Annotated in this window: 24 protein-coding genes; 15 read left to right on the plus strand and 9 right to left on the minus strand. The window is 66.5% G+C overall.

Annotation, left to right across the window (positions count from 1 at the left end; genetic code table 11):
* Window positions 1–8 precede the first annotated feature (8 nt).
* The 10 genes from AC1D1S_RS02565 (at window position 9) to AC1D1S_RS02610 (ending at window position 11,084) form a co-directional block, all read left to right on the plus strand.
* Window positions 9–1,211 (plus strand): Gfo/Idh/MocA family protein, encoded by a 1,203-nt coding sequence (locus tag AC1D1S_RS02565; RefSeq protein ID WP_476943182.1) that lies wholly within the window; start codon window positions 9–11, stop codon window positions 1,209–1,211.
* 1 nt (window position 1,212) lies between these two features.
* On the plus strand, window positions 1,213–2,208 hold the full coding sequence (locus AC1D1S_RS02570) for a sugar phosphate isomerase/epimerase family protein (protein ID WP_476993654.1): 996 nt from the start codon (window positions 1,213–1,215) through the stop codon (window positions 2,206–2,208).
* 94 nt (window positions 2,209–2,302) lie between these two features.
* Window positions 2,303–3,883, plus strand: a complete 1,581-nt coding sequence (locus AC1D1S_RS02575; protein ID WP_476993664.1) for a sugar ABC transporter ATP-binding protein — start codon at window positions 2,303–2,305, stop codon at window positions 3,881–3,883.
* Entirely contained in the window at window positions 3,880–4,917 is a 1,038-nt protein-coding gene (locus AC1D1S_RS02580) for an ABC transporter permease (protein WP_476993655.1), read from the plus strand. Before AC1D1S_RS02575 ends, AC1D1S_RS02580 begins: the two co-directional genes overlap by 4 nt.
* On the plus strand, window positions 4,914–6,023 hold the full coding sequence (locus AC1D1S_RS02585) for an ABC transporter permease (RefSeq protein ID WP_243181474.1): 1,110 nt from the start codon (window positions 4,914–4,916) through the stop codon (window positions 6,021–6,023). The genes AC1D1S_RS02580 and AC1D1S_RS02585 overlap by 4 nt, the downstream gene beginning before the upstream one ends.
* Window positions 6,023–7,243, plus strand: coding sequence for a substrate-binding domain-containing protein (locus AC1D1S_RS02590; protein ID WP_476993656.1), 1,221 nt, complete (start codon window positions 6,023–6,025; stop codon window positions 7,241–7,243). The genes AC1D1S_RS02585 and AC1D1S_RS02590 overlap by 1 nt, the downstream gene beginning before the upstream one ends.
* A 91-nt stretch (window positions 7,244–7,334) precedes the next feature.
* Window positions 7,335–8,183, plus strand: coding sequence for a sugar phosphate isomerase/epimerase family protein (locus AC1D1S_RS02595; RefSeq protein WP_243181472.1), 849 nt, complete (start codon window positions 7,335–7,337; stop codon window positions 8,181–8,183).
* A gap of 121 nt (window positions 8,184–8,304) precedes the next feature.
* The gene (locus AC1D1S_RS02600; RefSeq protein ID WP_243181471.1) at window positions 8,305–8,841 is read left to right on the plus strand and encodes a GNAT family N-acetyltransferase; all 537 of its coding nucleotides are present in this window, start codon (window positions 8,305–8,307) and stop codon (window positions 8,839–8,841) included.
* 55 nt (window positions 8,842–8,896) lie between these two features.
* On the plus strand, window positions 8,897–9,631 hold the full coding sequence (locus AC1D1S_RS02605; protein ID WP_476943184.1) for a DsbA family oxidoreductase: 735 nt from the start codon (window positions 8,897–8,899) through the stop codon (window positions 9,629–9,631).
* A 130-nt stretch (window positions 9,632–9,761) separates the two neighbouring features.
* A complete protein-coding gene (locus AC1D1S_RS02610; RefSeq protein WP_476993657.1) occupies window positions 9,762–11,084 on the plus strand; it encodes a nicotinate phosphoribosyltransferase in 1,323 nt (440 codons plus the stop codon).
* A 53-nt stretch (window positions 11,085–11,137) separates the two neighbouring features.
* Here AC1D1S_RS02610 and AC1D1S_RS02615 read toward each other — a convergent pair whose 3' ends face one another.
* The gene (locus AC1D1S_RS02615) at window positions 11,138–11,680 is read right to left on the minus strand and encodes an ArsR/SmtB family transcription factor (protein ID WP_476993658.1); all 543 of its coding nucleotides are present in this window, start codon (window positions 11,678–11,680) and stop codon (window positions 11,138–11,140) included.
* Window positions 11,681–11,754: 74 nt separating this feature from the next.
* Here AC1D1S_RS02615 and AC1D1S_RS02620 point away from each other — a divergent pair, with 74 nt between their 5' ends.
* On the plus strand, window positions 11,755–13,005 hold the full coding sequence (locus AC1D1S_RS02620) for an MFS transporter (RefSeq protein ID WP_476993659.1): 1,251 nt from the start codon (window positions 11,755–11,757) through the stop codon (window positions 13,003–13,005).
* A 58-nt stretch (window positions 13,006–13,063) separates the two neighbouring features.
* Here AC1D1S_RS02620 and AC1D1S_RS02625 read toward each other — a convergent pair whose 3' ends face one another.
* From AC1D1S_RS02625 to AC1D1S_RS02635, 3 genes are all read right to left on the minus strand, one after another.
* A complete protein-coding gene (locus AC1D1S_RS02625) occupies window positions 13,064–14,044 on the minus strand; it encodes an aldo/keto reductase (RefSeq protein ID WP_476993660.1) in 981 nt (326 codons plus the stop codon).
* Between the two features lie 161 nt (window positions 14,045–14,205).
* Window positions 14,206–15,069 carry an SDR family oxidoreductase gene (locus AC1D1S_RS02630; RefSeq protein WP_243181465.1) on the minus strand — a complete coding sequence of 288 codons (864 nt, stop codon included), beginning with the start codon at window positions 15,067–15,069 and terminating at the stop codon, window positions 14,206–14,208.
* Window positions 15,062–16,030, minus strand: a complete 969-nt coding sequence (locus AC1D1S_RS02635; RefSeq protein ID WP_243181464.1) for a helix-turn-helix transcriptional regulator — start codon at window positions 16,028–16,030, stop codon at window positions 15,062–15,064. The genes AC1D1S_RS02630 and AC1D1S_RS02635 overlap by 8 nt, the downstream gene beginning before the upstream one ends.
* Window positions 16,031–16,200: 170 nt before the next feature.
* Here AC1D1S_RS02635 and AC1D1S_RS02640 point away from each other — a divergent pair, with 170 nt between their 5' ends.
* A complete protein-coding gene (locus AC1D1S_RS02640; RefSeq protein ID WP_476993661.1) occupies window positions 16,201–16,839 on the plus strand; it encodes a TetR/AcrR family transcriptional regulator in 639 nt (212 codons plus the stop codon).
* Between the two features lie 33 nt (window positions 16,840–16,872).
* On the opposite strand, the gene AC1D1S_RS02645 is transcribed toward AC1D1S_RS02640, so the two are convergent.
* Together AC1D1S_RS02645 and AC1D1S_RS02650 are read right to left on the minus strand one after the other, a co-directional pair.
* On the minus strand, window positions 16,873–17,550 hold the full coding sequence (locus AC1D1S_RS02645; protein WP_243181463.1) for a LytR C-terminal domain-containing protein: 678 nt from the start codon (window positions 17,548–17,550) through the stop codon (window positions 16,873–16,875).
* Window positions 17,543–17,842 carry a type II toxin-antitoxin system VapB family antitoxin gene (locus AC1D1S_RS02650; protein WP_026266597.1) on the minus strand — a complete coding sequence of 100 codons (300 nt, stop codon included), beginning with the start codon at window positions 17,840–17,842 and terminating at the stop codon, window positions 17,543–17,545. The genes AC1D1S_RS02645 and AC1D1S_RS02650 overlap by 8 nt, the downstream gene beginning before the upstream one ends.
* Window positions 17,843–18,037: 195 nt before the next feature.
* Here AC1D1S_RS02650 and AC1D1S_RS02655 point away from each other — a divergent pair, with 195 nt between their 5' ends.
* The gene (locus tag AC1D1S_RS02655; RefSeq protein WP_476943188.1) at window positions 18,038–18,952 is read left to right on the plus strand and encodes a Cof-type HAD-IIB family hydrolase; all 915 of its coding nucleotides are present in this window, start codon (window positions 18,038–18,040) and stop codon (window positions 18,950–18,952) included.
* A gap of 189 nt (window positions 18,953–19,141) precedes the next feature.
* Window positions 19,142–20,680 carry a stealth family protein gene (locus tag AC1D1S_RS02660; RefSeq protein ID WP_476993662.1) on the plus strand — a complete coding sequence of 513 codons (1,539 nt, stop codon included), beginning with the start codon at window positions 19,142–19,144 and terminating at the stop codon, window positions 20,678–20,680.
* A gap of 43 nt (window positions 20,681–20,723) precedes the next feature.
* Here the strand turns inward: AC1D1S_RS02660 and AC1D1S_RS02665 are convergent, their stop codons facing one another.
* From AC1D1S_RS02665 to AC1D1S_RS02675, 3 genes are all read right to left on the minus strand, one after another.
* Window positions 20,724–21,665: a phosphodiesterase gene (locus AC1D1S_RS02665; protein WP_243181460.1), complete on the minus strand. Its 942-nt coding sequence runs from the start codon at window positions 21,663–21,665 to the stop codon at window positions 20,724–20,726.
* Between the two features lie 243 nt (window positions 21,666–21,908).
* The gene (gene fdhA, locus AC1D1S_RS02670; RefSeq protein ID WP_028278013.1) at window positions 21,909–23,120 is read right to left on the minus strand and encodes a formaldehyde dehydrogenase, glutathione-independent; all 1,212 of its coding nucleotides are present in this window, start codon (window positions 23,118–23,120) and stop codon (window positions 21,909–21,911) included.
* A 220-nt stretch (window positions 23,121–23,340) separates the two neighbouring features.
* Window positions 23,341–23,826 (minus strand): glutathione peroxidase, encoded by a 486-nt coding sequence (locus tag AC1D1S_RS02675; RefSeq protein ID WP_028278012.1) that lies wholly within the window; start codon window positions 23,824–23,826, stop codon window positions 23,341–23,343.
* Between the two features lie 192 nt (window positions 23,827–24,018).
* Here AC1D1S_RS02675 and AC1D1S_RS02680 point away from each other — a divergent pair, with 192 nt between their 5' ends.
* Window positions 24,019–24,522, plus strand: a complete 504-nt coding sequence (locus AC1D1S_RS02680; protein ID WP_476993663.1) for a hypothetical protein — start codon at window positions 24,019–24,021, stop codon at window positions 24,520–24,522.
* The last annotated feature ends 22 nt before the right edge of the window (window positions 24,523–24,544 follow it).

Here is a 24,544-nt window from a genome sequence, read left to right on the forward strand (position 1 = left end):
GACCAGCAATGAATTCCCACGAAACCACCCCCGGCCGCGCACCCGGTTCACGTTTGGGAGTGGCCATGATCGGGTACGCGTTCATGGGCAAGGCCCACTCGAACGCCTGGCGGAATGTTGCCAGCTACTTCGACGTCCCGGCGTTCGAACGGTGCGTCCTGGTCGGCCGCGACCGGGACGGCGTCGCCGAGGCGGCCGCAAAGTACGGCTGGGCCGAGTCCGCCACGGACTGGCGCGAGGTGATCGCCCGCGATGACATCCAGATCGTCGATATTTGCACGCCGGGGTTCATGCACGCGGAAATCGCCATCGCCGCGCTGGCCGCCGGCAAGCACGTCCTGGTCGAGAAGCCGCTGGCCAACACCCTCGCCGAGGCCGAGGCCATGGCGGAGGCGGCCCGGGCCGCGCAGGAGGAAGGCGTGCAGTCCATGATCGGCTTCAACTACCGCCGGGTCCCGGCCCTGGCGCTGGCCCGGGAGCTGATCGCGGAGGGCCGGCTCGGCGCCGTCCGGCACGTCCGCGCCGCCTACCTGCAGGACTGGCTCGTGGACCCGGACGTGCCCATGACCTGGCGGCTGAACAAGGACACCGCCGGCTCCGGCGCGCTGGGCGACATCGCCTCGCACGCGATCGACCAGGTGCTGTTCCTCCTAAGCGAGCCGGTCACCGAGGTCTCCGGCCGGCTGCACACCTTCACCCGGCAGCGCCCGGGCGCCGCCGGGCTCGAGGAGGTGACGGTCGACGACGCCGCCTGGGTCATGCTGACCCTCGCCTCCGGGGCCATCGCCTCCGTGGAGGTCTCCCGGGTGGCCACCGGACAGAAAAACTCGCTGAAGCTGGAGATCTATGGTGACAAGGGTGCCTTGCTGTTCGACTTGGAGGACCTAAACGAGCTCGGCTTCCTGGACGCCACACTGCCGGTCCGCGAGCAGGGCTTCCGCCGCATCCTGGTCAGCGAACCCGAGCACCCGTACCTTGAAGCATGGTGGCCGCAGGGCCACGTGATCGGCTGGGAACACACGTTCACGCACGAGATCCGCGACTTCCTCGTCGCGGTGGGCACCGGAACCCAGCCGTCGCCGTCGTTCGAGGACGGCCTGAGCGTCCAGCGGATCCTCGCGGCCGTGGAGGAAAGCGCCGCCGCCAAAGGTTCACTCATCCAGCTGACCCCGTCCGCACGGACCACCCAGACCACTACCGAAGGAGCCTGACATGCCCCGCCCGTACACCCTGTTTACCGGCCAGTGGGCCGACCTGCCCTTCGAGGAAGTCGCCCGCCTGGCCTCCGGCTGGGGCTACGATGGCCTGGAAATCGCCGTCTCCGGCGACCACCTGGACGCCTGGCGCTGGGACGAGCCCGGCTACGTCGAGTCCAAGCTGGCTGTGCTTCAGAAGTACAACCTCAAGGTCTGGGCCATCTCCAACCACCTCAAGGGCCAGGCCGTGTGCGATGACCCGATCGACTTCCGGCACGAGGCGATCGTCGGGGCCAGGGTCTGGGGCGACGGCGACCCCGAGGGCGTCCGGCAGCGCGCGGCTGAGGAAATGCAACACACCGCCCGGCTCGCCAAGGCCCTCGGCGTCGACACCGTGGTCGGGTTCACCGGATCCTCGATCTGGCAGTACGTCGCGATGTTCCCGCCCGTGCCGGAGAAAGTCATCGAGGCCGGCTACCAGGACTTCGCGGACCGCTGGAACCMCATCCTGGACGTCTTCGACGACTGCGGTGTCCGCTTCGCGCACGAGGTCCACCCCTCCGAGATCGCCTACGACTACTGGACCACCGTCAGGACCCTCGAGGCGATCAGGCACCGTGCGGCCTTCGGCCTGRACTGGGACCCGTCGCACTTCATGTGGCAGGGCATCGACCCGGTCTCCTTCATCTGGGACTTCAAGGACCGGATCTACCATGTGGACTGCAAGGACACCAAGCTGCGGCCCACCGGCCGGAACACCGTTCTGGGCTCGCACCTGCCCTGGGGGGACCCGCGCCGCGGCTGGGACTTCGTCTCCGCAGGCCGCGGGGACGTGCCCTGGGAATCCTCGTTCCGGGCACTCGCAGCGATCGGCTACGACGGCCCCATCTCGATCGAATGGGAGGACGCGGGCATGGACCGGCTCCACGGCGCCCCCGAAGCCCTCGCCGCGCTCAAGAAGTTCGACTTCCCGGCCTCGAACACCTCCTTCGACGCCGCCTTCAAGCAGTAAGAGACCGGCCGGAAAGCGGCAATAGTGAACGCTCGTTCACTTCTTGACGGATCAGAACCGGTGCTGTAACAGTTAGCTCGTGGAGGGCGCATCGATGGAGAACCACAACGAAACTGATGCCGTGAATGCTTCCGAGGCGCTCCATTCCGGCTCTCCGGCTCCCCCGCCAATCCTGGAAGTCCGCGGACTGACCAAGAGTTTTTTCGGCGTACCCGTACTGGAGGATGCCCATCTCAGCCTTCACCGGGGCCAGGTACACGGGCTCGTGGGGGAAAACGGCGCGGGCAAGTCCACCCTGATGAAGGTGCTGGCCGGGGTGTACCAACCCGACGCCGGAACCGTACTCCTGGACGGCCAGGAAGTGACTTTCAGCCATCCCACGAAGGCACACGAAGCGGGGCTGTCATCGGTGTTCCAGGAGTTCAACCTCCTCCCCGACCGGACGGTGGCCGAGAACATCTACCTTGGCCGGGAGCCGCGCCGCGGACTGCTCGTGAACAAGACCCTGATGAATTCGCAAACGGCGGAGTTGCTTGACTCCCTGGGGATCGCCGCCATCCGGCCCAGCACGCAGGTGCGGAGCCTGACGGTGGCTGAGCAGCAGGTAGTGGAGATCGCGAAGGCGGTAAGCTACGACGCCCGGATCATCTCCATGGACGAACCCACTGCGGCCCTGGCCGGCGCCGAGGTCGGACTTCTCTACGAGATAGTGGCACGCCTCCGTGAACGTGGCACGGCCATCCTCTACGTCTCCCACCGGCTCCGCGAAGTGTTCGACCTTTGTGACGTCATCACCGTCCTGAAAGACGGCAAGGTGGTCAGCACCCTACCCGCCTCCAAACTCGACGACGCCCAGCTGGTCCGGCTAATGGTGGGCCGGCCCATCTCGGCGTTCTTCCCGGACAAGTTACCCCGGGAGGATCTGACGCCAGACGGTCCCGAGGAGAAGCCGATCCTCGAGTTGCAAGGCGCCGGAAACGGCCAGCTGGACGGGATCAGCCTCAGTATCCAGCCCGGCGAGATTGTCGGCCTGGCAGGACTTCAAGGGTCCGGGCGCACGGAATTGCTTCATGCCATTTTTGGCGCAGCACCGTTCACCCGCGGAACGATGAAAATGGCCGGTGGGGAGCTGCTGCCCAAGTCGCCCCGCCAAGGCGTGCGGGCCCGGATGGCCCTGATCACAGAGGACCGCAAGGCTGAGGGCCTGAGCCTGAACCAGTCCATCCTGGACAACGCACTCAGTGTCATCAGGTCGGTCTTTCCGCGCCGCACGGGAGCCGTCAGGACAGAAATCCCGGGCGTATTCTCCTCCCTCGAGGTTATCGCCCGGGACCTGGACCAGGAGGTGCAGTACCTGTCGGGCGGCAACCAGCAAAAAGTGGTCCTCGCCAAGTGGCTGGCTATCCGCCCCCTGCTCGTCCTGCTGGATGAACCCACCCGTGGCATTGACGTGGGAGCCAAGGTGGCGGTGTACCGGCTGATGCGCCAGCTCGCGGCGGAGGGCAAGGCCATTTTGATGGCCTCCAGCGAGCTTCCGGAGGTTATCGGAATGTCGGACCGGATCCTTGTCATGCGTGATGGCCGGCTCGTCGGCGAACTGCCTGCCGGTACGTCGGAAGAAGCCATCCTCCAGCTGGGAACCGGCGCCAGGACAGCACCCGAAGGAGAGGCATGAAACAACGAGCAAGCTTCTTCCAGAGACTGTCCTCCACGCAGATCGTCTACCTGGTGGCGCTGGTGACACTCATCCTGGGAGTGTTGCTGGTGAACTCCATCGGGCGGAGTTTCTTCAGCCCGGGAAATATCTCGAGCATCCTGACAGGAACCAGTGTTCTGGGCTTCATCGCGATCGGCCAGACACTGGTCATCCTGGCAGGCAGCCTGGATCTGTCAGTTCCCTACGTCACCAGCCTGGCCAGCCTCACCGCTGCCGGGGTGATGGCCAACAATCCAAACAACGTCTTGTCCGGAGTCCTGCTGACGCTGGGCACCGCAGCGGTCATTGGACTCGCGAACGGGCTGATCGTCGCCCGCCTGAATGTGCATGGATTCATCGCCACGCTTGGTGTGGGCCTGATCATCAGTGGCTTCCTCGCCACCAATTTTAAGGGCAGCTTCGGCGAGACACCGCTTGCGTTCCGCCTCGTCGGAGCCACGGGGATCGGCCCGGTCCCGATCTCCACGATCATCATGCTGGCCTGCGCGGGCCTGGCCGGCCTGCTCCTGCACCGCACCCGCGTCGGCCACCACCTGTACGCTGTCGGCGGCGACATTGCCGTCGCCCGTACATCCGGAATCCGCGTTGACGTGCCGGTCATTACGGCGCATGTCATCTGTTCAGTACTGGCGGGAATGGCAGGGCTGCTCCTTGCCAGCAGGCTGGGCGTGGGCAGTCCCACTGTGGGTTCCCAGGGCGGCTACGACCTGCTCTCCATCGCAGCAGTTGTGCTCGGGGGCACGTTGCTCTCCGGCGGCAAGGGGACTATCACCGGCACCCTCGGCGGCGTGCTGATCTTTGCCATGTTGGACAACATCATGTCCGTCATGCAGGTCAACCCGTTCCTGAAGGATGTGGTCAGGGGCGTAGTCATCGTCGTCGCCGTCGCCGTCTATGCCCGTCGCCGGATCGTCAGCAGACCGGAACGGTTCCCCGCAAAAGGGTCCGTGGAAACGCCCGCGGCCCAGCCTGTGCCCGTGGAGGGGCCATGAGTACGGCTTTGAACTCCGAGCGCAGCGCCATTCTCAAGCAGAACCGTGCCAGCCGTTCCGAGCGGCTCCTGCGCGCCGTGCGCACCCCCGGCGGCGCCGTCTTCGTCCTGCTGACCGGCCTCCTGGCGACGATCATCGTCCTAAACCCGTCCTTCGGGGAGCCGGGTTCCTTCATCCGGTTCGTCGGCAGGACTGCCCCCATTGCCATTGCCGCCATCGGCCAGTACTTCGTCATTGTCGCCGGGGAATTCGACCTGTCGATGGGATCGGTCGTGACGATGCAGGTCATCGTTGCCGGCAACCTGATACGGCAGGACGATTCCAAGGTGATCCCCGTGCTGGTCCTGATGCTGGTGCTGGGCGCCTTCATCGGACTGGTGAACGGATTGATCACAACTTTGCTAAAAGTCCCGAGTTTCATTGTCACGCTGGGCATGATGCTGGCGCTTCTCGGGCTGGTCCTCTACTGGACCGGCGGCGCGGCCCAGGGGAACCCTGCGGACAGCTTCCGGCAGATCGGGCGCGGCGGCATCCAGGACGTTCCGGTTCTGGACATCATTCCGTACCCGGTCATTATCCTGACAGCGGCGGCGGTCGCGGGGTTCGTCCTGATGCGCCGCCCCTACGGCCGCATGCTTATCGCGGTCGGGGACAATCCTTCGGCGGCCGCACTCGCCGGCTCGCGCGTCTGGTGGGTGCGGACGCGGGCCTTCATGATGTCTTCGCTGTCGGCCACCGTGGCCGGCATCCTGCTCGTGGGTTACGCGGGCGTGCATCCGTCGGTTGGGCGCGGGTACGAGTTCACGGCGATTACCGCCGTCGTCCTCGGGGGCGTTGTGCTGGGCGGGGGGCGCGGCTGGGTCCTGTCCGCCGCGGCGGGGGCGTTCGCCCTCGAGTCCTTGTTTACCCTTCTGAACTTCATGGGTCTCCAGGCGACGTGGCGGGACACGGTCCAAGGAGCAATCATCATCATCGCCGTGGCCGCAGCATCCAGGTCGTGGCAGCGCAAGCGCAAGGGGGCCAGTTCCGCTGCCCATGACGAACAGCACCAATTGGCCGCAGCACCCACGCCCGCCGAGGGCACCGAACAAGGAGGAAGAGTCTGATGCGCAATAACTCTGTCCGCGCGATCGCCCTTGCCGCAGCATTGCCGCTGGTGGCCCTGACCGGATGTACCACCGAACCATCCGCCACCCAAACGACAGGGACTGGCACCGGCTCTGCGGCGGCATCCAGTCCGGCAAGCAAAGACTGGTTTGACCAGTCGCTCTACGACACACAGAACCAGCAGCGGTCGGCAACCTTTGAAGGGAACCCGGAGCAGCCCTATCTGCAGTACATCGCGGGCCCGATGAGGGACACGTCCAAGTTCAAGGCCCCGGGAGCGCACAAGGTCTGCTTCGCCAACGCCTCCATCTCCAACCCCTGGCKGCAAACCGGGTGGATCACCATGAACCAGCAGCTCAAGGCACTCCAGGGCACCGGCGTCATTTCTGAAATGGAGACCCGGGACGCCAAGGACAATGACAACACCCAAATTGCCGACATTGACTATTTCATCGCCGAGGGCAAATGCGATGCGTTCGTCATTTCACCTAATTCCACGGCCGCCCTCACCCAAGCCGTTGAACGTGCCTGCGAGACAGGCAAACCCGTGGTGGTGTTTGACCGCGGTGTAGAGACTGACTGCGCCACCACGTTCATCCACCCGATCGGTGGGTTCGCCTGGGGCATCGACACCGCCACTTTCCTGAGTGAAAGGCTTCAGTCCGGGGACAAGGTGGTTGCCCTTCGCATCCTCCCGGGTGTGGATGTCCTGGAGCACCGCTGGGCGGCGGCCAAGAAGATCTTCGAGGAAAAGGGAATTCAGGCCAAGGACTACTTCACCGGCGCCGACCCCACGAAGATCAAGAACATCATCTCCGATGAATTGGCCACAGGTGACGTCAAGGGCGTGTGGATGGACGCCGGAGACGGTGCGGTGGCTGCCCTCGAGGCCTTTGAGGATGCCGGCAAGAAGCTGCCCGTGATGACCGGCGAAGATGAGATGAGCTTCCTGACCAAGTGGAAGCAAACCGGGATCGACGCCATGGCCCCGGTCTATTCCAACTTCCAATGGCGGACCCCGCTGCTGGCCTTGGAAAAGGTCTTCAAGGGCGAGCCGATTCCGGCCGAATGGGTCCTGCCGCAGAAGCCCATCCTCAAGGACGAACTGGACCAGTGGCTACAGCGTAACCAGGGCATGCCCAGCGGGCACTACGCCAAGTTCGGCGGCGAGGACCTGGCCGGCTACCCGGAGGTCTGGCAGAAACGGCAGATTCCCTGACGCAGCCCCCGCGGTCCCGCGATATACCCCCTCCCCGCGGGACCGCCGCGTCTGGAACAGTCGGCAGGACAAACAGATGGAAGGAGACAGCTTGGAGCGTCTGACCGGAATCAGCACCTGGGTCTGGGAATCCCCCTTGACCGACTCCAACCTTCCCGGGCTGTTGGCGAAAATCGCCACCATAGGGTTTGACGCCGTCGAACTGCCGCTGGAAAACGAGGGCGATTTCACGTCCGCAGCAGTGGTGGAATCCCTCGAGAGAAACGGGCTGAAACCGTTCGTGGTGGGGGCCATGGCACCGGGGCGAGACCTGGTGGCGGCGGATCAGGCTGCCGTGGAAAGGACCCAGGCCTACCTGTCAGCCTGCATCACCATGGCCAGCAGCATCGGTTCGCCTACTGTCTGTGGGCCGTTCTACTCCCGAACTGGCCGGGTCTGGCGAATGTCGCGGGAGCAGCGACGGGACGCCTACGCGGAGCTGCGCCGAAACCTCCAGCCGGTCGCGGCCCGGGCTCAGGAGGCGGGCGTGGTGCTTGGCATCGAACCCTTGAACAGGTATGAAACATCGCTGATTAACACGGTGGACCAGGCACTTGAGGCCCTTGGACCGCTGCTCGGGAACGGAGTCGGCCTCGCGTTGGACAGCTACCACCTTCACATCGAGGAGCGTTCGGTGGCCGCGGCGGTCCGGACCGCCGGAGAGCATCTGGTGCACGTGCAAGTCTGCGGCAACGACCGCGGCGCGCCCGGTGGGGACCAGACCGATTGGAAAGGCTTCCTGCAGGTCCTGAATGAAGTGGGCTACACGGGGCCCCTCAACATTGAAAGTTTCACGGTCGACAATGCCGCCATTGCCGTCGCGGCGTCGATCTGGCGTCCCCTGGCTCCAAGCCAGGACGAGTTGGCTGAAAGTGGCCTGGCTTTCCTGCGCAGCCTGTGAGTGCGCTGCAGGGCATGGCGACCACCACCGCTAGAGTCTTCTAGGGACAGCCAACGCCGCTGGATGCGCCGTTTGACGGCGTTGGCCGGAGAGAAATTCACCATCTGCCGGGAGATCCCCCATGACCCACATACTCCGAACAGCCACCGCGGACGACGCCGGGAGGCTGGCAGCGCTTGCGGCCGTCACCTTCCCGCTGGCGTGCCCGCCGGAATCCCGGCCGGAGGACATCGCGGCGCACCTCGCCAATACCCTGAGCGAGGCCAACTTCCGGGCTTATCTGGCAGATCCGGCGGTCACGGTGCTGGTGATCGACGCCGACGGCGACCTCCGCGGCTACAGCCTGCTGGTGGCCCGCCCCGCCCGGGACCCGGAGGTGGCCGCGGTCCTGAGTGAACTGCCGTGCACCGAGCTCAGCAAGTGCTACGTCCACCCGGAGCACCACGGGCTCGGCGCCGCGGCCGAACTGATGCATGCAAGCATCGGCGCGGCCGCGGCGGCCGGCGCCCGCGGGCTCTGGCTCGGCGTCAACAGCCAGAATGCCCGGGCCATCCGGTTCTACGAAAAGTCCGGCTTCCGCAAGGTCGGCACCAAGTCCTTCCAACTGGGCACCACCGTGGAACACGACTTCGTGATGGAGCGCCCGGTTGCGTCGTGACGAAGCCGACAGGCCGCCGGGGAATGGACCCGGCGGCGGCGCGGTTGTTGCGGGCATGAAGATTGAGATCTGGTCCGACGTCGCCTGCCCCTGGTGCTACATCGGCAAACGCCGTTTCGAAACCGCCCTCGCGGCCTTCCCGCACCGTGATTCCGTGGAGGTGCAGTGGCGCAGCTACCAGCTGGACCCCACGCTCCCGGAGCACTACGACGGAACCGAACTGGACTATCTCAGCACGCGCAAGGGCATGGCTCCGGCGCAGGTATCGCAGATGTTCGAGCACGTTGCGGCCCAGGCCAAGGGCGAAGGGCTGAACTACCGGTTCGACGCCGTCGTGGTCGCCAACAGCTTCACGGCCCACCGGCTGATCCACCTCGCGGCCGCCCATGGCAAGCAGGACGCTGCGAAGGAACGCCTGCTCAGCGACCACTTCGAGCACGGCAAAGACATCGGCAGCCAGGAGTACCTGACCGCTCTGGGCCTTGACCTCGGACTCGACGCCGGCGACCTGGCCGAACTGTTCAGCACGGACACCTACGCCGACGCCGTCCGCAACGACATCGCCGAGGCCCGCGCCCTGGGCATCAGCGGCGTCCCGTTCTTCGTGATCGACCGGAAGTTCGGACTCTCCGGCGCCCAGCCCGCCGAAACCTTCACCGCCGCCCTCGAGCAGGCGTGGCAGGACAGCCACCCGCTGGTCATGGTGGGCGCCGGCGCGGAAGCTGCGGATGCCACCACCGATTCCCACGCGGAATCCGGCGCCTGCGGCCCGGACGGCTGCCCCGTCTGAGCCCGGCATCGTCGAAGTCGCCGGAGACTCCCGGACTMGCCGGAAGTTTCCGGCGACTCGGGGCGTTTCCGGCGAACTCCCGGCACTGGCGGCATCCTGCGGCTTCGGGCGGCCCGGCCTAGAGTTGATCATGGACACTTCGGCCGGACCGGACGGACCCCGGACCTCCCTTTTTACCGACCACTATGAGCTGACCATGTTCCAGGCGGCCCTCCACTCCGGGGCCGCGCACCGCCGGTCCGTCTTCCAGGCCTTCGCCCGGGGACTGCCGGCCGGGCGCCGGTACGGCATCGTGGCCGGCACCGGCCGGCTCCTCGAGGGGATCGCGAACTTCCGCTTCGACGAGGACGACCTCGCCTTCCTGGCCGCCACCGGCGTGGTCCACGAGGACACCCTGGAGCACCTGGCCGCCTTCCGGTTCTCCGGCGACATCTGGGGTTATCCGGAGGGCGAGGCCTACTTCCCGCACTCCCCCGTCCTGATCGTCGAATCGACGTTCGCCGAGGCCTGCGTCCTGGAGACCTACGTCCTGTCAGTGCTGAACCATGACAGCGCTATCGCCTCGGCCGCATCCCGGATGACCAGCGCCGCCGGCGGCAGGCCCTGCATTGAGATGGGCTCCCGCCGCACGCACGAGGAAGCGGCCGCCGCGGCGGCCCGCGCGGCTGTCATCGCGGGCTTTTCCGGCACGTCCAACCTGGCCGCCGGACGGCGTTACGGCCTGCGGACCATCGGCACCGCGGCCCACTCCTTCACCCTGCTCCACGACTCCGAGCGCGACGCCTTCGCGGCGCAGCTTGCCTCGCTCGGGTCCGGCACCACGCTGCTCGTGGACACGTACGACGTCGAAGCGGCCGTCCGCACCGCCGTCGACCTCGCCGGAGACAAACTTGGGGCCATCCGGCTGGACTCCGGAGACCTCGTGGCCCAGGCACGGTGGGTCCGCGAACTCCTGGACAGCCTCGGCAACGTGCACACCAGGATCGTGGTGACCTCGGACCTGGACGAATTCGCCGTCGCCGCGCTCCGCTCCGCCCCGGCCGATTCCTATGGCATCGGCACGTCCCTGGTAACCGGATCCGGGGCGCCAACGGCCGGGATGGTCTACAAGCTGGTGAGCCGGGCTGGTGACTCCGGTGAGCTGGCTGCTGTGGCGAAGACCTCGAAGGACAAGATCAACATGGGCGGGCGCAAATTCGCCGTGCGCCGCCTCGACGACCGCGGCACCGCCACCCACGAGGTCCTCGGCGTGGACCACCCACCGGCCGCCGGAAGAAACGGACGCCCCCTCCTGCAGCAGTTCATGAAAGACGGCGAAATCGTGCCCGGCTGGATCGGCCCGGACGCGGTGGGGCGGGCGCGGGACCGGCACACAGCCTCCATGGCGGAGCTGCCCCGGGTGGTGGACAGGCTGCAGCCCGGCGAGCCGGCCATCCCCACCATCTACGAATAAAGCCCGCTAAGGCGACAAAAGAGACCCAAATCCCGTTCCGGAAGGACCGCGACCTAGTCTGACGTCCGGTGCAGGGCAAAGATGCCGCCGTAGGCGGGCTGGTCCAAGCGCTGCCGGTCACTGTCGGTGTATTCACTCAGCACAGCGTGGATGCGCGTGGTGAGGTCCTCAGCATCTTCTTCGGAGAGATGCAGAACGAAGCGTGAGAGGCTGGCGAGCGCGTCCGGTCCTGCTTCCGTCAGCTCTTCCCGGAACGCCTCAAGCGGGGCCAGCGGACCGGCGGGACCGGCTTCACTCAGTGCGGTGTCCAGCTTCCAGGACCGCCCCGTGGAACGATACGGCTTCTCCAGCGCGCCACTCTCGCCCGTGCGGACCCCGGCGGGTTCAAGGAACCCCGTTGAGAGCAACTGCCGCACGTGATAGAGCACCGTTCCCGGGTCCTGGCCCAGCCGGTCGGCGAGTTGTTTGTTGGTCAGTTCGTGGAGCCCGCACAGGCGCAGGATCCTCAGGCGCAGCGGATGGGCCAATGCCTTAATTTCCCGGGCGCTCGCGACGGGTCTTTTTTGGTCCGCGCTCGGCTGCTCTGCGTCCGTCATGCCCCAATCCTACAATCCGATGTACTGGATTCAATCACCTTGAATTTTCTCAATCACTGTGGAATGGTCCACCTATGACTAGTCACGCTGCGCAGGTGAAGGAACGGCATCGTGCGCCGCTGGGTGCGTCCTACTGGAAGCTGTGGACCTCGTCCGGGCTCTCGAACCTCGCGGACGGCGTCTTCAAGATCGCGCTGCCGCTGCTGGCCATTCAGTTCACCCAGTCACCCACCCTGGTTGCCGGGCTGAGCGTCGCAGCGACGCTTCCCTGGCTCCTCTTCGCCCTCACTGCCGGCGCGCTGGCCGACCGGCTGGACCGGCGCAAGCTCATGTTGTGGGCCAACCTCAGCCGGGCGGTGCTGCCGGCCCTGCTGGCCGCCGTCGTGTTGCTGGATGTGGGCTCCATTTGGGCTCTGTACGTTGCCGCACTGATGGTGGGTGTGGCTGAGACGCTTTACGACACCTCCGCGCAGTCGATCATGCCGCAGCTGGTGCACAGGGATCAGCTCTCGCGCGCCAACGGCCGGCTCTACGCCGTCGAGCTCACTACCAACCAGTTCATTGGTCCCCCGCTGGGCGGGCTGCTGGTGGCCATGGGTCTGGTTGCGGGCGTTGCCGTGCCGGCGGCCCTGTGGCTTGCGGCCGTCGGCGGACTGCTCCTGGTCCCGGGGGCATTTCGCACAGAACGTGAGCAGAAGACGACACTGCGATTCGACATTGCTGAGGGGCTGCGGTTCCTCTGGAACCAGAAGATCCTGCGCACCCTCGCGGTGATGACCGGGGTGTTCAACTTCGCATCCAGCGCGGCCTTCGCGGTCTTGGTGCTGTTTGCCGTGGGCCCGGCTTCACAGATGGGGCTGTCCGAAGTGGGGTTCGGCCTGCTGTTGACCACCTCCGCTCTCGGCGCCTTCGTTGGCTCGTTCATGTCCGAGTGGGTGGAGGCCAGGCTCGGCCGGTCGACGTCCCTGATGCTGACGATCTTCGGGGCCGCGCTGTTCGTGGGTGCGCCCGCCCTGACCGACAACCCCTATGTTCTTGGCCCAATCTTCTTTGTGGGCGGCATGCTGATCGTGCTTTGGAATGTCATCACCGTATCCCTGCGCCAGCGCATTACTCCCAACCGCTTGCTGGGCAGAGTCAACAGCGCCTACCGCCTGCTGGCGTGGGGCACCATGCCGCTTGGTGCAGCAGCCGGCGGTCTGCTGGCCCAATGGCTGGGGCTGCAGGTCATGTTCGGCATCATGGGAGTGCTGACGCTCGCGCTACTGGGGATGATGCCCGTCCTCACGAACAAGGCAATGGCCGCGGCCGACGTCGAATCCTAAGTTGCTGCCAGGGGCGCGGATCGGGCATCCGCGCCCCTTGTTTGGTGTCGGGTGGCTGTCAGCTGTCGATCGAGGCCATGTTGGCCTCGTCGTGGCGTTCCCCCGCGGCGGTCCTGAGCGAGTTCAGCCGATCCAGCTGGTCATGGGTGAGTGCGATGCCGTCGGCCGCGGTGTTTTCCTCGACCCGGGAGACCCGGCGGGTGCCGGGGATCGGGGCGATGTCGATCCCGCGGGTCAGCAGCCACGCGAGGGCGGTCTGCGCGGGGGTCGCGCCGATCTCGGCGCCGATGGCCTTCACCTCGTCGACGATCGCGAGGTTGCGGCGGAAGTTCCCACCCGTGAACCGGGGGTTGGTCTTGCGCCAGTCGTCGTCGGCGAAGTCATCGACGGAGCGGATCTGGCCCGTCAGCAGCCCGTGTCCGAGCGGCGAATACGGAACGAACCCAATTCCGAGGTCGCGCAGCAGCGGCAGGATCTCCGACTCCACGTCCCGGGTCCACAGCGAGTACTCCGTCTGCAATGCCGAGACCGGCTGCACGGCGTGTGCCCGGCGGATGGTTTCCGGGGAGGCCTCGGACAGCCCGAAGTGCAGCACCTTGCCCTCGGTGATCAGGTCAGCAACTGCGCCGGCCGTCTCCTCGATCGGGGTGTTCCGGTCGATCCGGTGCTGGTAGTACAGGTCGATGTGGTCGGTGCCGAGGCGCTTGAGGGAGCCCTCGACGGCGGCCCTCACGTTCGCCGCGCTGCTGTCGACCACGCCGGGGCCGCCCCCGGAATGGGAGACCAGGCCGAACTTCGTTGCAATCCTGACCTGATCGCGGCGTCCCTTGACGGCTTGGCCGACGATCTCCTCGCTCAGGAACGGCCCGTAGATCTCCGCGGTGTCGATGTGGGTGACCCCGAGGTCAAGGGCGCGGTGGATCGTCCGGATCGACTCCGCGTTATCCAGGGCGCCCTCACTGGTGTAGGTGCCGGCCATGGTCATGGCGCCGAGTCCGACGCGGGAGACTTCCAGGCTTCCGAGGAGTGCGTTCTTCATGGTGTATTTCCTTTGGGTGTGGTTCCCCGGCCTGGAATGCGGGCACTGCCCACAGCGTGGCAAGGGTTTTGGGCGGCCGGTAGCCATTGGCGTCCAGCGGATATGTCGAGACTGGGTGGACGACGACGGGACGCTCCCGACGTCGTCAGTTTGCGTCGGTGTCAGGCGTCGTCGTGGGCCAGGTTGCTGGAGAGCTCGCGGTGGGCGTCGGCCTGGACCTGGAGTTCCTTGGCCCGGGCCTCAAAGACTCCAACGGCGTCCGCTCCGGCGGCGAAGCGCAGCGGCGGTTCATCCAGCTCCGCCAGTTGGACGAGGGCGACGGCGAGCTTGGCCGGGTCCCCGCCCTGAAGGCCGTTCATCCCTTTCCACGCGGTGACTGTCTGCTCGGTCCGCTCGGAATAGTCCCCGATAGTGGATGCCGCGTAGCTGGTGGATTCCGGGGTGAGGAGCTCGGTGCGGAAGAATCCCGGCTCAACGATCATGGTGCGGATGCCGAACGGGTCGACTTCGGGGGCCAGGGATTCGGCCCAGCCCTCGACACCGAACTTCGAGGCGGCATATGCGGAAAGGAACTCCCCGCCGGCGATGCCGGCGGTCGAGGAGATTGTGACCAGCAGGCCAGAGCGCTGGGCCCGCAGGACGGGCAGGGCCGCACGGGTGACGTTTATGGGTCCGAACATGGTGGTTTCGATCTGGGCCCGGAAGTCCTCCGGGGAGATTTCCTCGAAGAACCCKGCGTAGAAGTTGCCGGCATTGTTTACGAGCACGTCGATCCGGCCGAACCGGTCCACGGCGGCGGCGATGGCGGCGGTGGCGTCGGCGGGGTTGGTGACGTCGAGTTTTACGGCCAGCAGGTTCTCGTTCTCGCCGACTGCCAGGGCGGCCTTGTCGGGGTTGCGGCCGGTGGCGACGACTGCGTGGCCGGCGGCCAGGGCGGCCTTGGCGATGTCAATGCCCAAACCGCGGCCTGCCCCGGTGATAAACCAGACTTTCTGCCCGGTCTTGGCGTCGTTTTGCTCAGTCATGTTCTGTCTTTCCTGGGTTAAGTGTTCCGGGCCGCGCGTGGGAGCGCAGATCCGGGATGGAAGAGTCGCCGGGTGTGGTTTTCGCCGGAGGCGTTGCCGCCCAGCTGGCAAGGAACGCCAGCGCGTTTTCGGACGCGGACCCCGGCTCCGCAGTGAAGGTGTACAGAGTTTGTCCCTCATCGCCGGGAAGGTAGAGCGTCTCGAACTGCAGCGACACGTCGCCTGCGACCGGATGGTGGAAGCGCTTGGTTCCCGTGGTGTGGATCCGTACGTCATGGCCGGCCCACAATGCGGCGAAGTGCCCGCTGCGTGTGGTCAGCTCGCCGACTAGTTCGTTCAATGCGCGGTCATGGGGATTCCGTCCCGCTTCCGATCGGAGCATCGCCACCGTGGTGGCGGCGATTGCGGACCAATCGGGGTAGAAGTCCCCTGCCCCCGGATCGAGGAAGAGGTACCGTGCCTGGTTCGGCAGCTGGCCCGGAGCCTCCGGGCCAGCGGCTGCTGTGGACTCGAACATCGGCCCGTACAGCGCGCGCCCCAAGGAGTTGGCGGCCAGCACGTCCGAGCGTCCGTTCTGCACCAGGGCCACCGCTCCGGTCATCCTGTCCAGCAAACGCACTACTCCGGGACGGACCCTCTGCTGCGGTGGCCGGCGCACCGGCCGCCGGGAGGACGGCGTGTCGGCCGTCCTGGCCAAGTCCATCAGATGCGTCCGCTCTGCCTCATCCAGCTGAAGGGCGGAGGCCACAGCGTCGAGGACCGAGTCCGAGACGCCGCGGATGCTGCCGCGTTCCAGCCGCGTGTAGTAGTCCGTGCTTACCCCGGCGAGCTGGGCGACTTCCTCCCGACGCAGCCCCGGCACGCGGCGCAGCCCGCCATAGTTGGGGAGGCCGGCCCGATCCGGGGTGATCTTCGCCCGGCGCGAGATCAGGAAGTCTCGGATTTCATCTTTTCTGTCCACATCCACCACGCTACGCAGGCCGGACGGGCGGTGGCAGTGTCTATCAGACACCCCCAGTTGAGGCGGTGGATACAGGTGTGGCCCCTCAGAACCGGTCGATGTTCATAGCCTGGCCGTGTCACAGTCCGCCGCCCGGCTGCTTTGGTGACAGATCGCGCTAAAGTGTGCGTATGCCTAGGATTTCGGCCGCGAGCAACGCCGCCCAACGTGCCGAGACCCAGCGCCGCATCCTGACCGCGTTCGGGGAACTCCTCTTCACCCACGGGCTCCCCGGCCTGACGATGACGGACGTCGCGCGCCATGCCCAGATCGGCCGGACCGCCGTCTACAACTACTACGCGGATATCGAAGAGCTCCTCATCGCCTACGCGCTGGATGAGACCGAGCGGTTCCTGCTCGATCTGCGCGAATCCCTCGATGCACTGGAGAACCCGGTGGAGCRCCTGGCCGTCTACGTCCGCGCCCAGGTGGAGGACCTGAGCCGGCGCCACCTGCCGCCGGGCCCGGCCATGGCGGCGGTGCTCTCGCCGTCGTCGTTCGCCAAACTGGCCGACCACGTGGGTGAGCTCAGCGTGCTCCTGCGGGGCATCCTGCGCGACGGCATGGCCCAGGGGTACCTGCCCGAGTCGGACATTGCCCAGCTGGCCCAGCTCATCCACGGCACGCTCTCCTCAAGCGCTGCGCGGGGCGACGGGGCGGGCCAGGACGCCGAGGCCGAGGCACGGCTCGCCCGGACGGTGCGGTTTGTCCAGCTGGGGGCCGGGGCCAGGTTTGACGACGCCGGCCGGCCGGTCCGCACCATCCGCTAGGTCCCGCGCCGGGAAGGCCGGAAAGCTGTGCCTTTAGCCCGTGCCGGGCGTCGCCGTGGGTACGGCGGGCAACGTGGCCTCATCCACGATGCGCCGGTTCTCGCGGGGGCAGCTGAGCTGGCCCGGCGTCTGGTCCACGAGTTCCGGCTTGGCCAGTTCCTTGAAGTCGCCGGTAATGATCACGTCCACGCTCGCGTCCGCGCGGCCGTCCTGGACATAGTCCGAGCCGGGCACGTGGCGCTGGACGCTGAAGGCGGCCGACTGGCCCGCGGCACCGGAGACCACCAGCGCCACGCCGCGGTAGCTCGACGTCGTGTTCCCCACGGTACCCACCAGGAACTTCCGGGCGGCGAGCTGGTCGGCCACGCTCCGGGCCAGGCCCGGCCGGCTCGTGGAGTTGTAGATGTTGACGTGGACCTTCTGCGGCGGCGCGTAGTCGTAGGTGGCCGCCGGGCACACCGACACTGCCGCCCTGCTCCGCTCCGCCCCGGGGATCTTGATCTGGCCGTTCATGATGGCGAGGGCCACCACGATCGCGGCCACGATGAGGCCGACAAGCATCACCAGGACAACGCCGTGCAGGATCCTGCGCCGCAGCCGGTGGGGGTTCTTTGCCGTATCGTCCTGCTCCACGAACGTGGCCCTCAGCTCGGAGCCACTGATGACGCGGTGCCCGTGCAGGACTCTGACGTCTGGCGGCTTCCTAGCCATTTATCACGAGGACCCGCGCATGAATTGCGGTGCGCTGGTGCAGCGCGGTGCGGACTGCCCGGTGCAGGCCGTCTTCAAGGTAGAGGACGCCGCGGTATTCCACGACGTGCGGAAAGAGGTCGCCGAAAAACGTGGAGTCCTCGGCCAGCAGGGCTTCAAGGTCCAGTGTGCGCTTCGTGGTCACCAGCTCATCAAGCCGGACAGGACGCGGGGGCAGGGCCGCCCAGTCCTTGGGCGTGGTGTAACCATGGTCGGGGTACGGGCGGCCCTCGCCCACAGCTTTGAATATCACCTTGCCAGCCTAGGGAACTTCGACGCCCGAAGGAACGAATGTCCCCCGGCGGCGTGAGGTTGTGGCCAAACGGTAACCATTTGTCACACGACGCGTTGACACGACCAGCGCCTGCCGCCTGTCACATCCAGCGCAGGGCCGTCGATCTGCTGCGCGGCTCACCCAAACGTCCCGTGCGGCTGACAGAATGGCCGTATGACTTCACCCGAGACTGCCCCTGTTCCGTCGTCGTCGGCCCCCGTGCTGGCGCTGCTGCTCGACGTCGACGGTCCGGTCGCGAGCCCGGTCACCCGCGAGGTGCAGCCCGGCATCATCGCCGACTTGGTGGCCCTGGCCGCCGCCGGCGTGCCGGTCATCTTCAACACCGGCCGGTCGGACGCGTTCATCCGCGAGCAGGTCATGGAACCGATGATCGCCGCCGGGATGCCCGCCGGCACCCTCATCCACGCCATTTGCGAGAAGGGCGCCGTCTGGTTCAGCTACACGGCGGAGGGCCCCGGCCCGGTCCACATGGACCACGAGCTCGCCATTCCGCAGGCCTTCGGCGATGACGTGCGMCGCCTGGTGGCTGAGGACTACTCCGCCCACATGTTCTACGACGAAACCAAGCGGGCCATGGTCTCCGTGGAGCAGCACATTGCCGTCCCCAACCCCGACTACCGGGCCGAGCAGGAACTCTTCGACGCCGACGCCATGGGCATCATGGCCCGGCACGGGCTCGGTGTGGTGCGGCTGGACCACCACGTCCCCGATTCGGATGACCAGGTCGACTTCCGCGTCGATCCGACCATCATCTCCACCGATATCGAATCGGTCCGGCTGGGCAAGGACCTGGGCGCGAGCCGGGCCGTGGAGTTCCTGGCCGCGCAGGGGATCACGCCGCAGGCTTGGCGCACGGTGGGCGATTCCCGCACGGACTACGCCATGGCCGACTGGCTGCACCACAACGACCACGCCGTGAAGCACGTCGACGTCCGGCCCGCGGACGGTATCCCCGTCAAACCCTACGAGGTTCTCACCGCCGCCGATCTGGGGCTCGGCGAAGACGTGATCCACGACGACGCCGGTGCCGCCTTCCTGCACCACTGGCTGGCCATCGTCACCGGCTGAGCCCCCGCTCCGCCGTTACGGTCGGTCACATTTCGTCGTCACGCACGCCGCGCGGCGGCCGGTTTTCCGCGGCAATTTTGAGGCCCGCGTTATCATGCAAGTAGACACCAACGCACTCAAAGAAGCGGGAGCTCAGACATTACAGAAGCAGCGATCCAAGACGAGATTTACTATGGCAGCCAGGCATCTGTGGACGCCCACGCCGAGGTCACGTCGGCGGCCGCAGTCGCCAGATTCCGGACCCGCTCCGATGTTGTCCGCCACCGCGGCCGCTATGCGCTGATCAACGAAAACCGCACGCCGTACCAGGCCATGGTCGAGGACCTGATGTTCCTGCGTTCCGTCCTGGCCGGCGCCGGTATCGGCTACCTGCTGGTCCGCGGCAACAACCATCGCCCTGTGGTCGCCGTCGACTGGAAGGACCGCAAGGAACTCCGCGACGCCCTCGTGGAGGCGTGCCGCGACGAGCCGATGTATTCCATGAGCGTGGACGCAAAGAAGAAGTCGTCCGTGCTGGTGGCCGACGGCGAGCTGTCGCCGAACCGCCAGGCCCGGATCTTCCGGCTTTACCGGCCCAGGGTCGAACCCGAGGGCGGTTTTGAATTCGGGGCTTCCGCCGGCGTCCAGCTGGAGCTGTGGAGCTTCGAAGGCGATCAGCTGATCCTGCCGATCGAGAACTCCCTGACGCGCCGCACCATGCTGGCCCAGGACGCAGTGCGCGGCACGGTGGAACGCTACGGCCACACGTGGCCCACCATCGAGAACATGTTCGCGGACCACGCCAGCGACATCAGCTTCGACGTCGACCTGGTCTTCTCATGGGTTGACGGCAGCTCCCCCGAGTACATCGCGGCCCGCCGCGCCCGCATGGCCGGCGTGGTGGTGGGCGAGGGCGATGACCACGAGGCCCGCTTCCGCCAGATCGATGAGCTCAAGTACGCCCTTCGCTCGGTGTACATGTTTGCGCCGTGGATCCGCCGGATCTTCATCGCCACGGACTCCCCCGTGCCGTCATGGCTGGCCGACCACCCGAGTGTGACGATCGTCCGGAGCGAAGAGTTTTTCGCCGACACGTCGGTTCTGCCTACGCACAATTCGCAGGCCGTGGAGTGTCAGCTGCACCACATCGAGGGGCTCTCCGAGCACTTCCTGTATTCGAACGACGACATGTTCTTCGGCCGCGCCGTGGGCCCGGACATGTTCTTCACTCCGGGCGGCATCACGAAGTTCATCGAGGCCGAAACCCGGATCGGCCTGGGCGACAACGACGCCGAACGCAGCGGCTTTGAGAACGCCGCCCGGGTGAACCGCAAGCTGCTCCGGAACCGCTTCGGCCGCATCACCACCCGGCACCTTGAGCACACGGCGGCCCCGTTGCGGCGCAGCGTGGTCGAGCAGATGGAGCAGGAGTTCCCGGCCGAGTTTGCCAAGACCGCCGCGAGTACCTTCCGGGCAGCGGACAACATCTCCGTGACCAACTCGTTCTACCACTACTACGCGCTGCTCACGGGCCGGGCCGTAACCCAGACAGCTGCCAAGGTGAGGTATGTGGACACCACGGCGCGGGCCGGCCTGAACTACCTGCCCAAGCTCCTGGCCAAGCGGAACATGGACTTCTTCTGCCTCAACGACGGCAGCTTCCCCGAGGTCCCGGCGGAAGAGCGGGCCGAACTGGTCACGGACTTCCTGGAGAAGTACTACCCCATCAAGGCGCCCTGGGAGAAGTAACGGACCGTGACCAAAACGGGCGCCGCGTCGGCCGGGGAGTGAATCAGTTCAGGGTGGTGTACCTGCGGTTCGCCGGCGTCCGGGACGGGGCCTCGAGCTTGGCCTTCTCAGGGACATGGATCCCTGCGGCCGCGAGCCGGCGCTGGACTTCCTCCGGGGAGACCAGCTCCCCCACCGCCGGCGAGTCGCCGAGCAGCACCACGGAGTGCACGATCGTGTGTTCGTAGACGTGGACCAGGTTGAACGCCTGCCCTCCGTCGCGGCCTCGGGTGCCGCCGACCGGAACGTTCAGATCCTGCGTGTAGCAGGTGGCCGAAGCCACGGACACAGGGATGCCCGCGAACGTTGCGGTGGTCGAGTAGTGCAGGTGGCCGCCCAGGATGGCGCGGACATCGGAGTTGCGCAGGACGCCGGCAAGCGCCGGCTGGCCCCGGAGCTCCACGAGCACGGCAAGGTCCAGCACGGACGGTACCGGCGGGTGGTGCAGGGCAAGGATGGTCCCGTCCGGGGCCGGGGTGGCCAGTTCAGCAGCGAGCCAGTCCAGCTGGTCGTGGCTCAATTCACCGTGGTGGAAGCCGGGCACGGAGGTGTCCAAAGTGATGATGCGCAGCCCGTTGACGAAGTAGCTGTGGTCCACGGGCGCGTCATTGTCGGCCTGGTCCAGGAGCCCGGCCCGGAAATTGGCCCGGTTGTCGTGGTTGCCCATCGCCCAGATGACCTTGGCCCCCAAGGCCTCGCACGCCGGGTCCACGATGGCGCGGAGCTTGGCATACGCCTCGGGTTCGCCCAGGTCAGCCAGGTCGCCCGTGAAGATTACGGCTTCGGGGCGGGCTCCGGAGGCGTGGACCTCCTCGAAGAGTTGCCTGAGCAGGGCTTCGCTGTCCACGACGCCGTGCAGGGGTTGCGGACCCCCCAGCAGGTGGGGGTCGCTCAGGTGAAGTAGGAAATGACGTGGCCGGGGGTGTTCGGCCTCGATGCGCTCCATTGCTGCCTTCTTGGTTGGGTGGAAGCGGTGCTTCCAGGGTCCCTCTCAGTAAGAACTATCCAACCAGACATTGGGCAAACAATGTAAAAACTGGGACAGGCATATTGGAAAAATGGGCGTTAACAGGTGGCGTGCCCTCACATGCCCTTTCCGGCATATACGGGGCGGGGAGGCCCGGCGGCACTCCCGAAACCCCGGGGCTTCGGGGCGGGACGGACAGTGCCGCCGGGTTTACGGTTTCCGCTAGCTCAGGTAGCCGTTCGGGTTAAGCACGAACTTCGTCGCCGCGCCGGCGTCGAATTCCGCGTAGCCCTTCGGCGCGTCCTCCAGGGTAATTGCCTTCGCGTTGACGTTCTTGGCGATATGCACCCTGTCATGCAGGATCGCCATCATCAGCTGCCGGTTGTACTTCATGACCGGACACTGTCCCGTGGTGAAGCTGAGCGACTTTGCCCAACCCGTTCCGAGGCTGAGTGAGAGCGAACCTTTCTTCGCGGCCTCGTCCACGCCACCCGGGTCCCCGGTGACGTAGAGCCCGGGGATGCCCAGGGCACCGCCGGCGGCCGTTACCTCCATCAGCGAGTTCAGGACGGTGGCGGGGGCCTCGTGGGCTCCGGCCCCGTGCCCCTTGGCCTCAAATCCCACGGCATCCACGCCGCAATCGACTTCCGGGACGCCCAGGAGTTGCTCGATCTGTTCGGCCGGGCCGCCCTTACTCAGGTCGATGGTCTCGCAGCCGAAGCTGCGCGCCTGCGCCAGGCGGTCCGCGTTCATGTCACCCACAATCACGACGGCGGCACCCAGGAGCTGGGCACTGGTCGCCGCGGCCAGGCCCACGGGCCCTGCGCCTGCCACGTAGACGGTGGACCCGACGCCGACGCCTGCGGTGACCGCACCATGGAATCCGGTCGGGAAGATGTCCGAGAGCATCGTCAGGTCCATCATCTTTTCGAGGGCCTGGTCTTTGTCCGGGAACTTCAACAGGTTCCAATCGGCATACGGCACCAGGACGTAGTTGGCCTGGCCGCCTACCCAGCCGCCCATGTCCACATAGCCGTAGGCGCTGCCCGGCCGGTCGGGGTTGACGTTCAGGCAGATGCCGGTCTTGCGCTCCTTGCAGTTCCGGCAGCGCCCGCAGGCGATATTGAAGGGGACGGAACAGATGTCCCCCACTTTGATGAATTCAACATCCGGGCCCACTTCGACCACCTCGCCGGTGATCTCGTGGCCGAGCACCAGGTCGGCGGGTGCCGTGGTGCGCCCCCGGACCATGTGCTGGTCCGAGCCGCAAATATTCGTGGCCACGGTTTTGAGGATTACGCCGTGGCGCACCTGCCGGCCCACGTTGGCGGGGTTGACCCCCGGGCCGTCCTTGAGTTCGAAGGTGGGGTAGTCAATGTCGATCAGTTCGACCTTGCCAGGCCCCTTGTAGGCAACGGCTTTGTTCCCTGTCATCTATTTCCTCCTGCTTTCACGGGCCCCGTGGTGGGCGCCCTGGTGTGATTCACGAAGTTCTTTGATGCGCCCTCCACAGGAACACCCGGCCACACTGCCGACGGCTGCCAGAGTTGCTTGCGCCGCGGGGAAGTCCGGAATGTTGGAGGGTCCGGCCAGTCTAGGCGCTAAGCATGCTTAGGGATAGGGCTGAGTTCCTCTGGACCCCGGGCCGGTCGGGTCAGTCGAGGGCGGACTGAACGGCTTCGATGATCTCCGGCGCGTCAGGCTCAACGGTGGGCGCAAAGCGGGCGATGACTTCGCCGTCGCGGTTCACGAGGAACTTCTCGAAGTTCCACTTCACGAGGCCGGGCAGGATGCCGGTCTTGAATTTGGTGAGCTCGGCGTAGAGCGGGTGCTGGTTCTTTCCCCGGACGTTGGCCTTGACCGTCAGCGGGAAGGTCACCCCGAAATTGCGCTGGCAGAACTCGGCAATCTCGGCCTCGCCGCCGGGCTCCTGCCCGGCGAACTGGTTGCAGGGCACGCCCAGGACCTGGAAGCCCTGGCCCCGGAACTTGTTGTGCAGCGCCTCGAGTCCAGCGTACTGGGGCGTGAAACCGCACTGGGACGCCACGTTGACCACCAGAACCACCTCGCCCTTGAATCGGCCAAAATCGGTCTCGGTCCCGTCGATGAGGGTCAGGGGAATGGAGTGCAGAGCTGTCATGGGGCGCGTCCTTGCGTTGTCGATGGTCCGGAGCAGGGAATCTGAACTGGTCACTCCATTATTCGGCACCGGGGGCTGCGGGTATGGGTGTGCCTCCCGGACATGACGCCGGAACAATGCCATGGGGCGCGGCGGGGCTAGCCGCCGGGCGTCGCTGAAGGCGTCGCTGAGGGTTCTGTTGTCACTGCCGTCGTGGCCGACTGCGTGGCCGCCCGTGGCTTCGGCGTATCGGCCGGCGCGGTGATTGGGTCCGGCTCCACAGTGAGCGGGGCCGGCACGGGGGTGGCCGTCTTGGCGGCAGCCTCCGTCGCGGTTGCGGAGGACGGCGCAGGCGCGGAGGACGGCGGTGCCACCGGCGGCGGGACCGATACCGGTGCTGATGGCTTGGCGGAGGCTGTTCCCGTCTGGGTTGGCGCCGGCGTCGGGGTGGGGGTCGCCGACGGGGTCGGGGTCGCAGTTGCCGACGGGGTCGGGGTGGGCGCGGCAGGCGTGGTCGTCGTGGCAGTCCCAGTCGGCGTCGGGGTCGCGGAGGCAGTGCCGGTCGGCGTCGGCGTCGGCGTCGCGGAGGCAGTGCCCGTGGGCGACGGCTTAGAGGTGACGGAAGGCGTTGGGGAGGGTTTGTCGGCGGCGGCTTCAGTAGCCGCAGGCGAGGCACTCGCCGACGGCTTGGCGGCCACCGCGGCAGGCTGCTCCTGAACGCCGCCGGCCACCACATGGG

The organism is Arthrobacter sp. P1_A5 (genome assembly GCF_056406825.1).

What these genes read in the sequence shown, in the direction of transcription:
- AC1D1S_RS02565 (WP_476943182.1), top strand. Translation starts at nt 9, where the DNA reads ATGAATTCCCACGAAACCACCCCCGGCCGCGCACCCGGTTCACGTTTG.
- AC1D1S_RS02605 (WP_476943184.1), top strand. Translation starts at nt 8,897, where the DNA reads ATGAAGATTGAGATCTGGTCCGACGTCGCCTGCCCCTGGTGCTACATC.
- AC1D1S_RS02580 (WP_476993655.1), top strand. Translation starts at nt 3,880, where the DNA reads ATGAAACAACGAGCAAGCTTCTTCCAGAGACTGTCCTCCACGCAGATC.
- AC1D1S_RS02600 (WP_243181471.1), top strand. Translation starts at nt 8,305, where the DNA reads ATGACCCACATACTCCGAACAGCCACCGCGGACGACGCCGGGAGGCTG.
- AC1D1S_RS02615 (WP_476993658.1), bottom strand. Translation starts at nt 11,680, where the DNA reads ATGACGGACGCAGAGCAGCCGAGCGCGGACCAAAAAAGACCCGTCGCG.
- AC1D1S_RS02575 (WP_476993664.1), top strand. Translation starts at nt 2,303, where the DNA reads ATGGAGAACCACAACGAAACTGATGCCGTGAATGCTTCCGAGGCGCTC.
- AC1D1S_RS02585 (WP_243181474.1), top strand. Translation starts at nt 4,914, where the DNA reads ATGAGTACGGCTTTGAACTCCGAGCGCAGCGCCATTCTCAAGCAGAAC.
- AC1D1S_RS02620 (WP_476993659.1), top strand. Translation starts at nt 11,755, where the DNA reads ATGACTAGTCACGCTGCGCAGGTGAAGGAACGGCATCGTGCGCCGCTG.
- AC1D1S_RS02625 (WP_476993660.1), bottom strand. Translation starts at nt 14,044, where the DNA reads ATGAAGAACGCACTCCTCGGAAGCCTGGAAGTCTCCCGCGTCGGACTC.
- AC1D1S_RS02645 (WP_243181463.1), bottom strand. Translation starts at nt 17,550, where the DNA reads ATGGCTAGGAAGCCGCCAGACGTCAGAGTCCTGCACGGGCACCGCGTC.
- AC1D1S_RS02665 (WP_243181460.1), bottom strand. Translation starts at nt 21,665, where the DNA reads ATGGAGCGCATCGAGGCCGAACACCCCCGGCCACGTCATTTCCTACTT.
- AC1D1S_RS02675 (WP_028278012.1), bottom strand. Translation starts at nt 23,826, where the DNA reads ATGACAGCTCTGCACTCCATTCCCCTGACCCTCATCGACGGGACCGAG.
- fdhA (WP_028278013.1), bottom strand. Translation starts at nt 23,120, where the DNA reads ATGACAGGGAACAAAGCCGTTGCCTACAAGGGGCCTGGCAAGGTCGAA.
- AC1D1S_RS02610 (WP_476993657.1), top strand. Translation starts at nt 9,762, where the DNA reads ATGGACACTTCGGCCGGACCGGACGGACCCCGGACCTCCCTTTTTACC.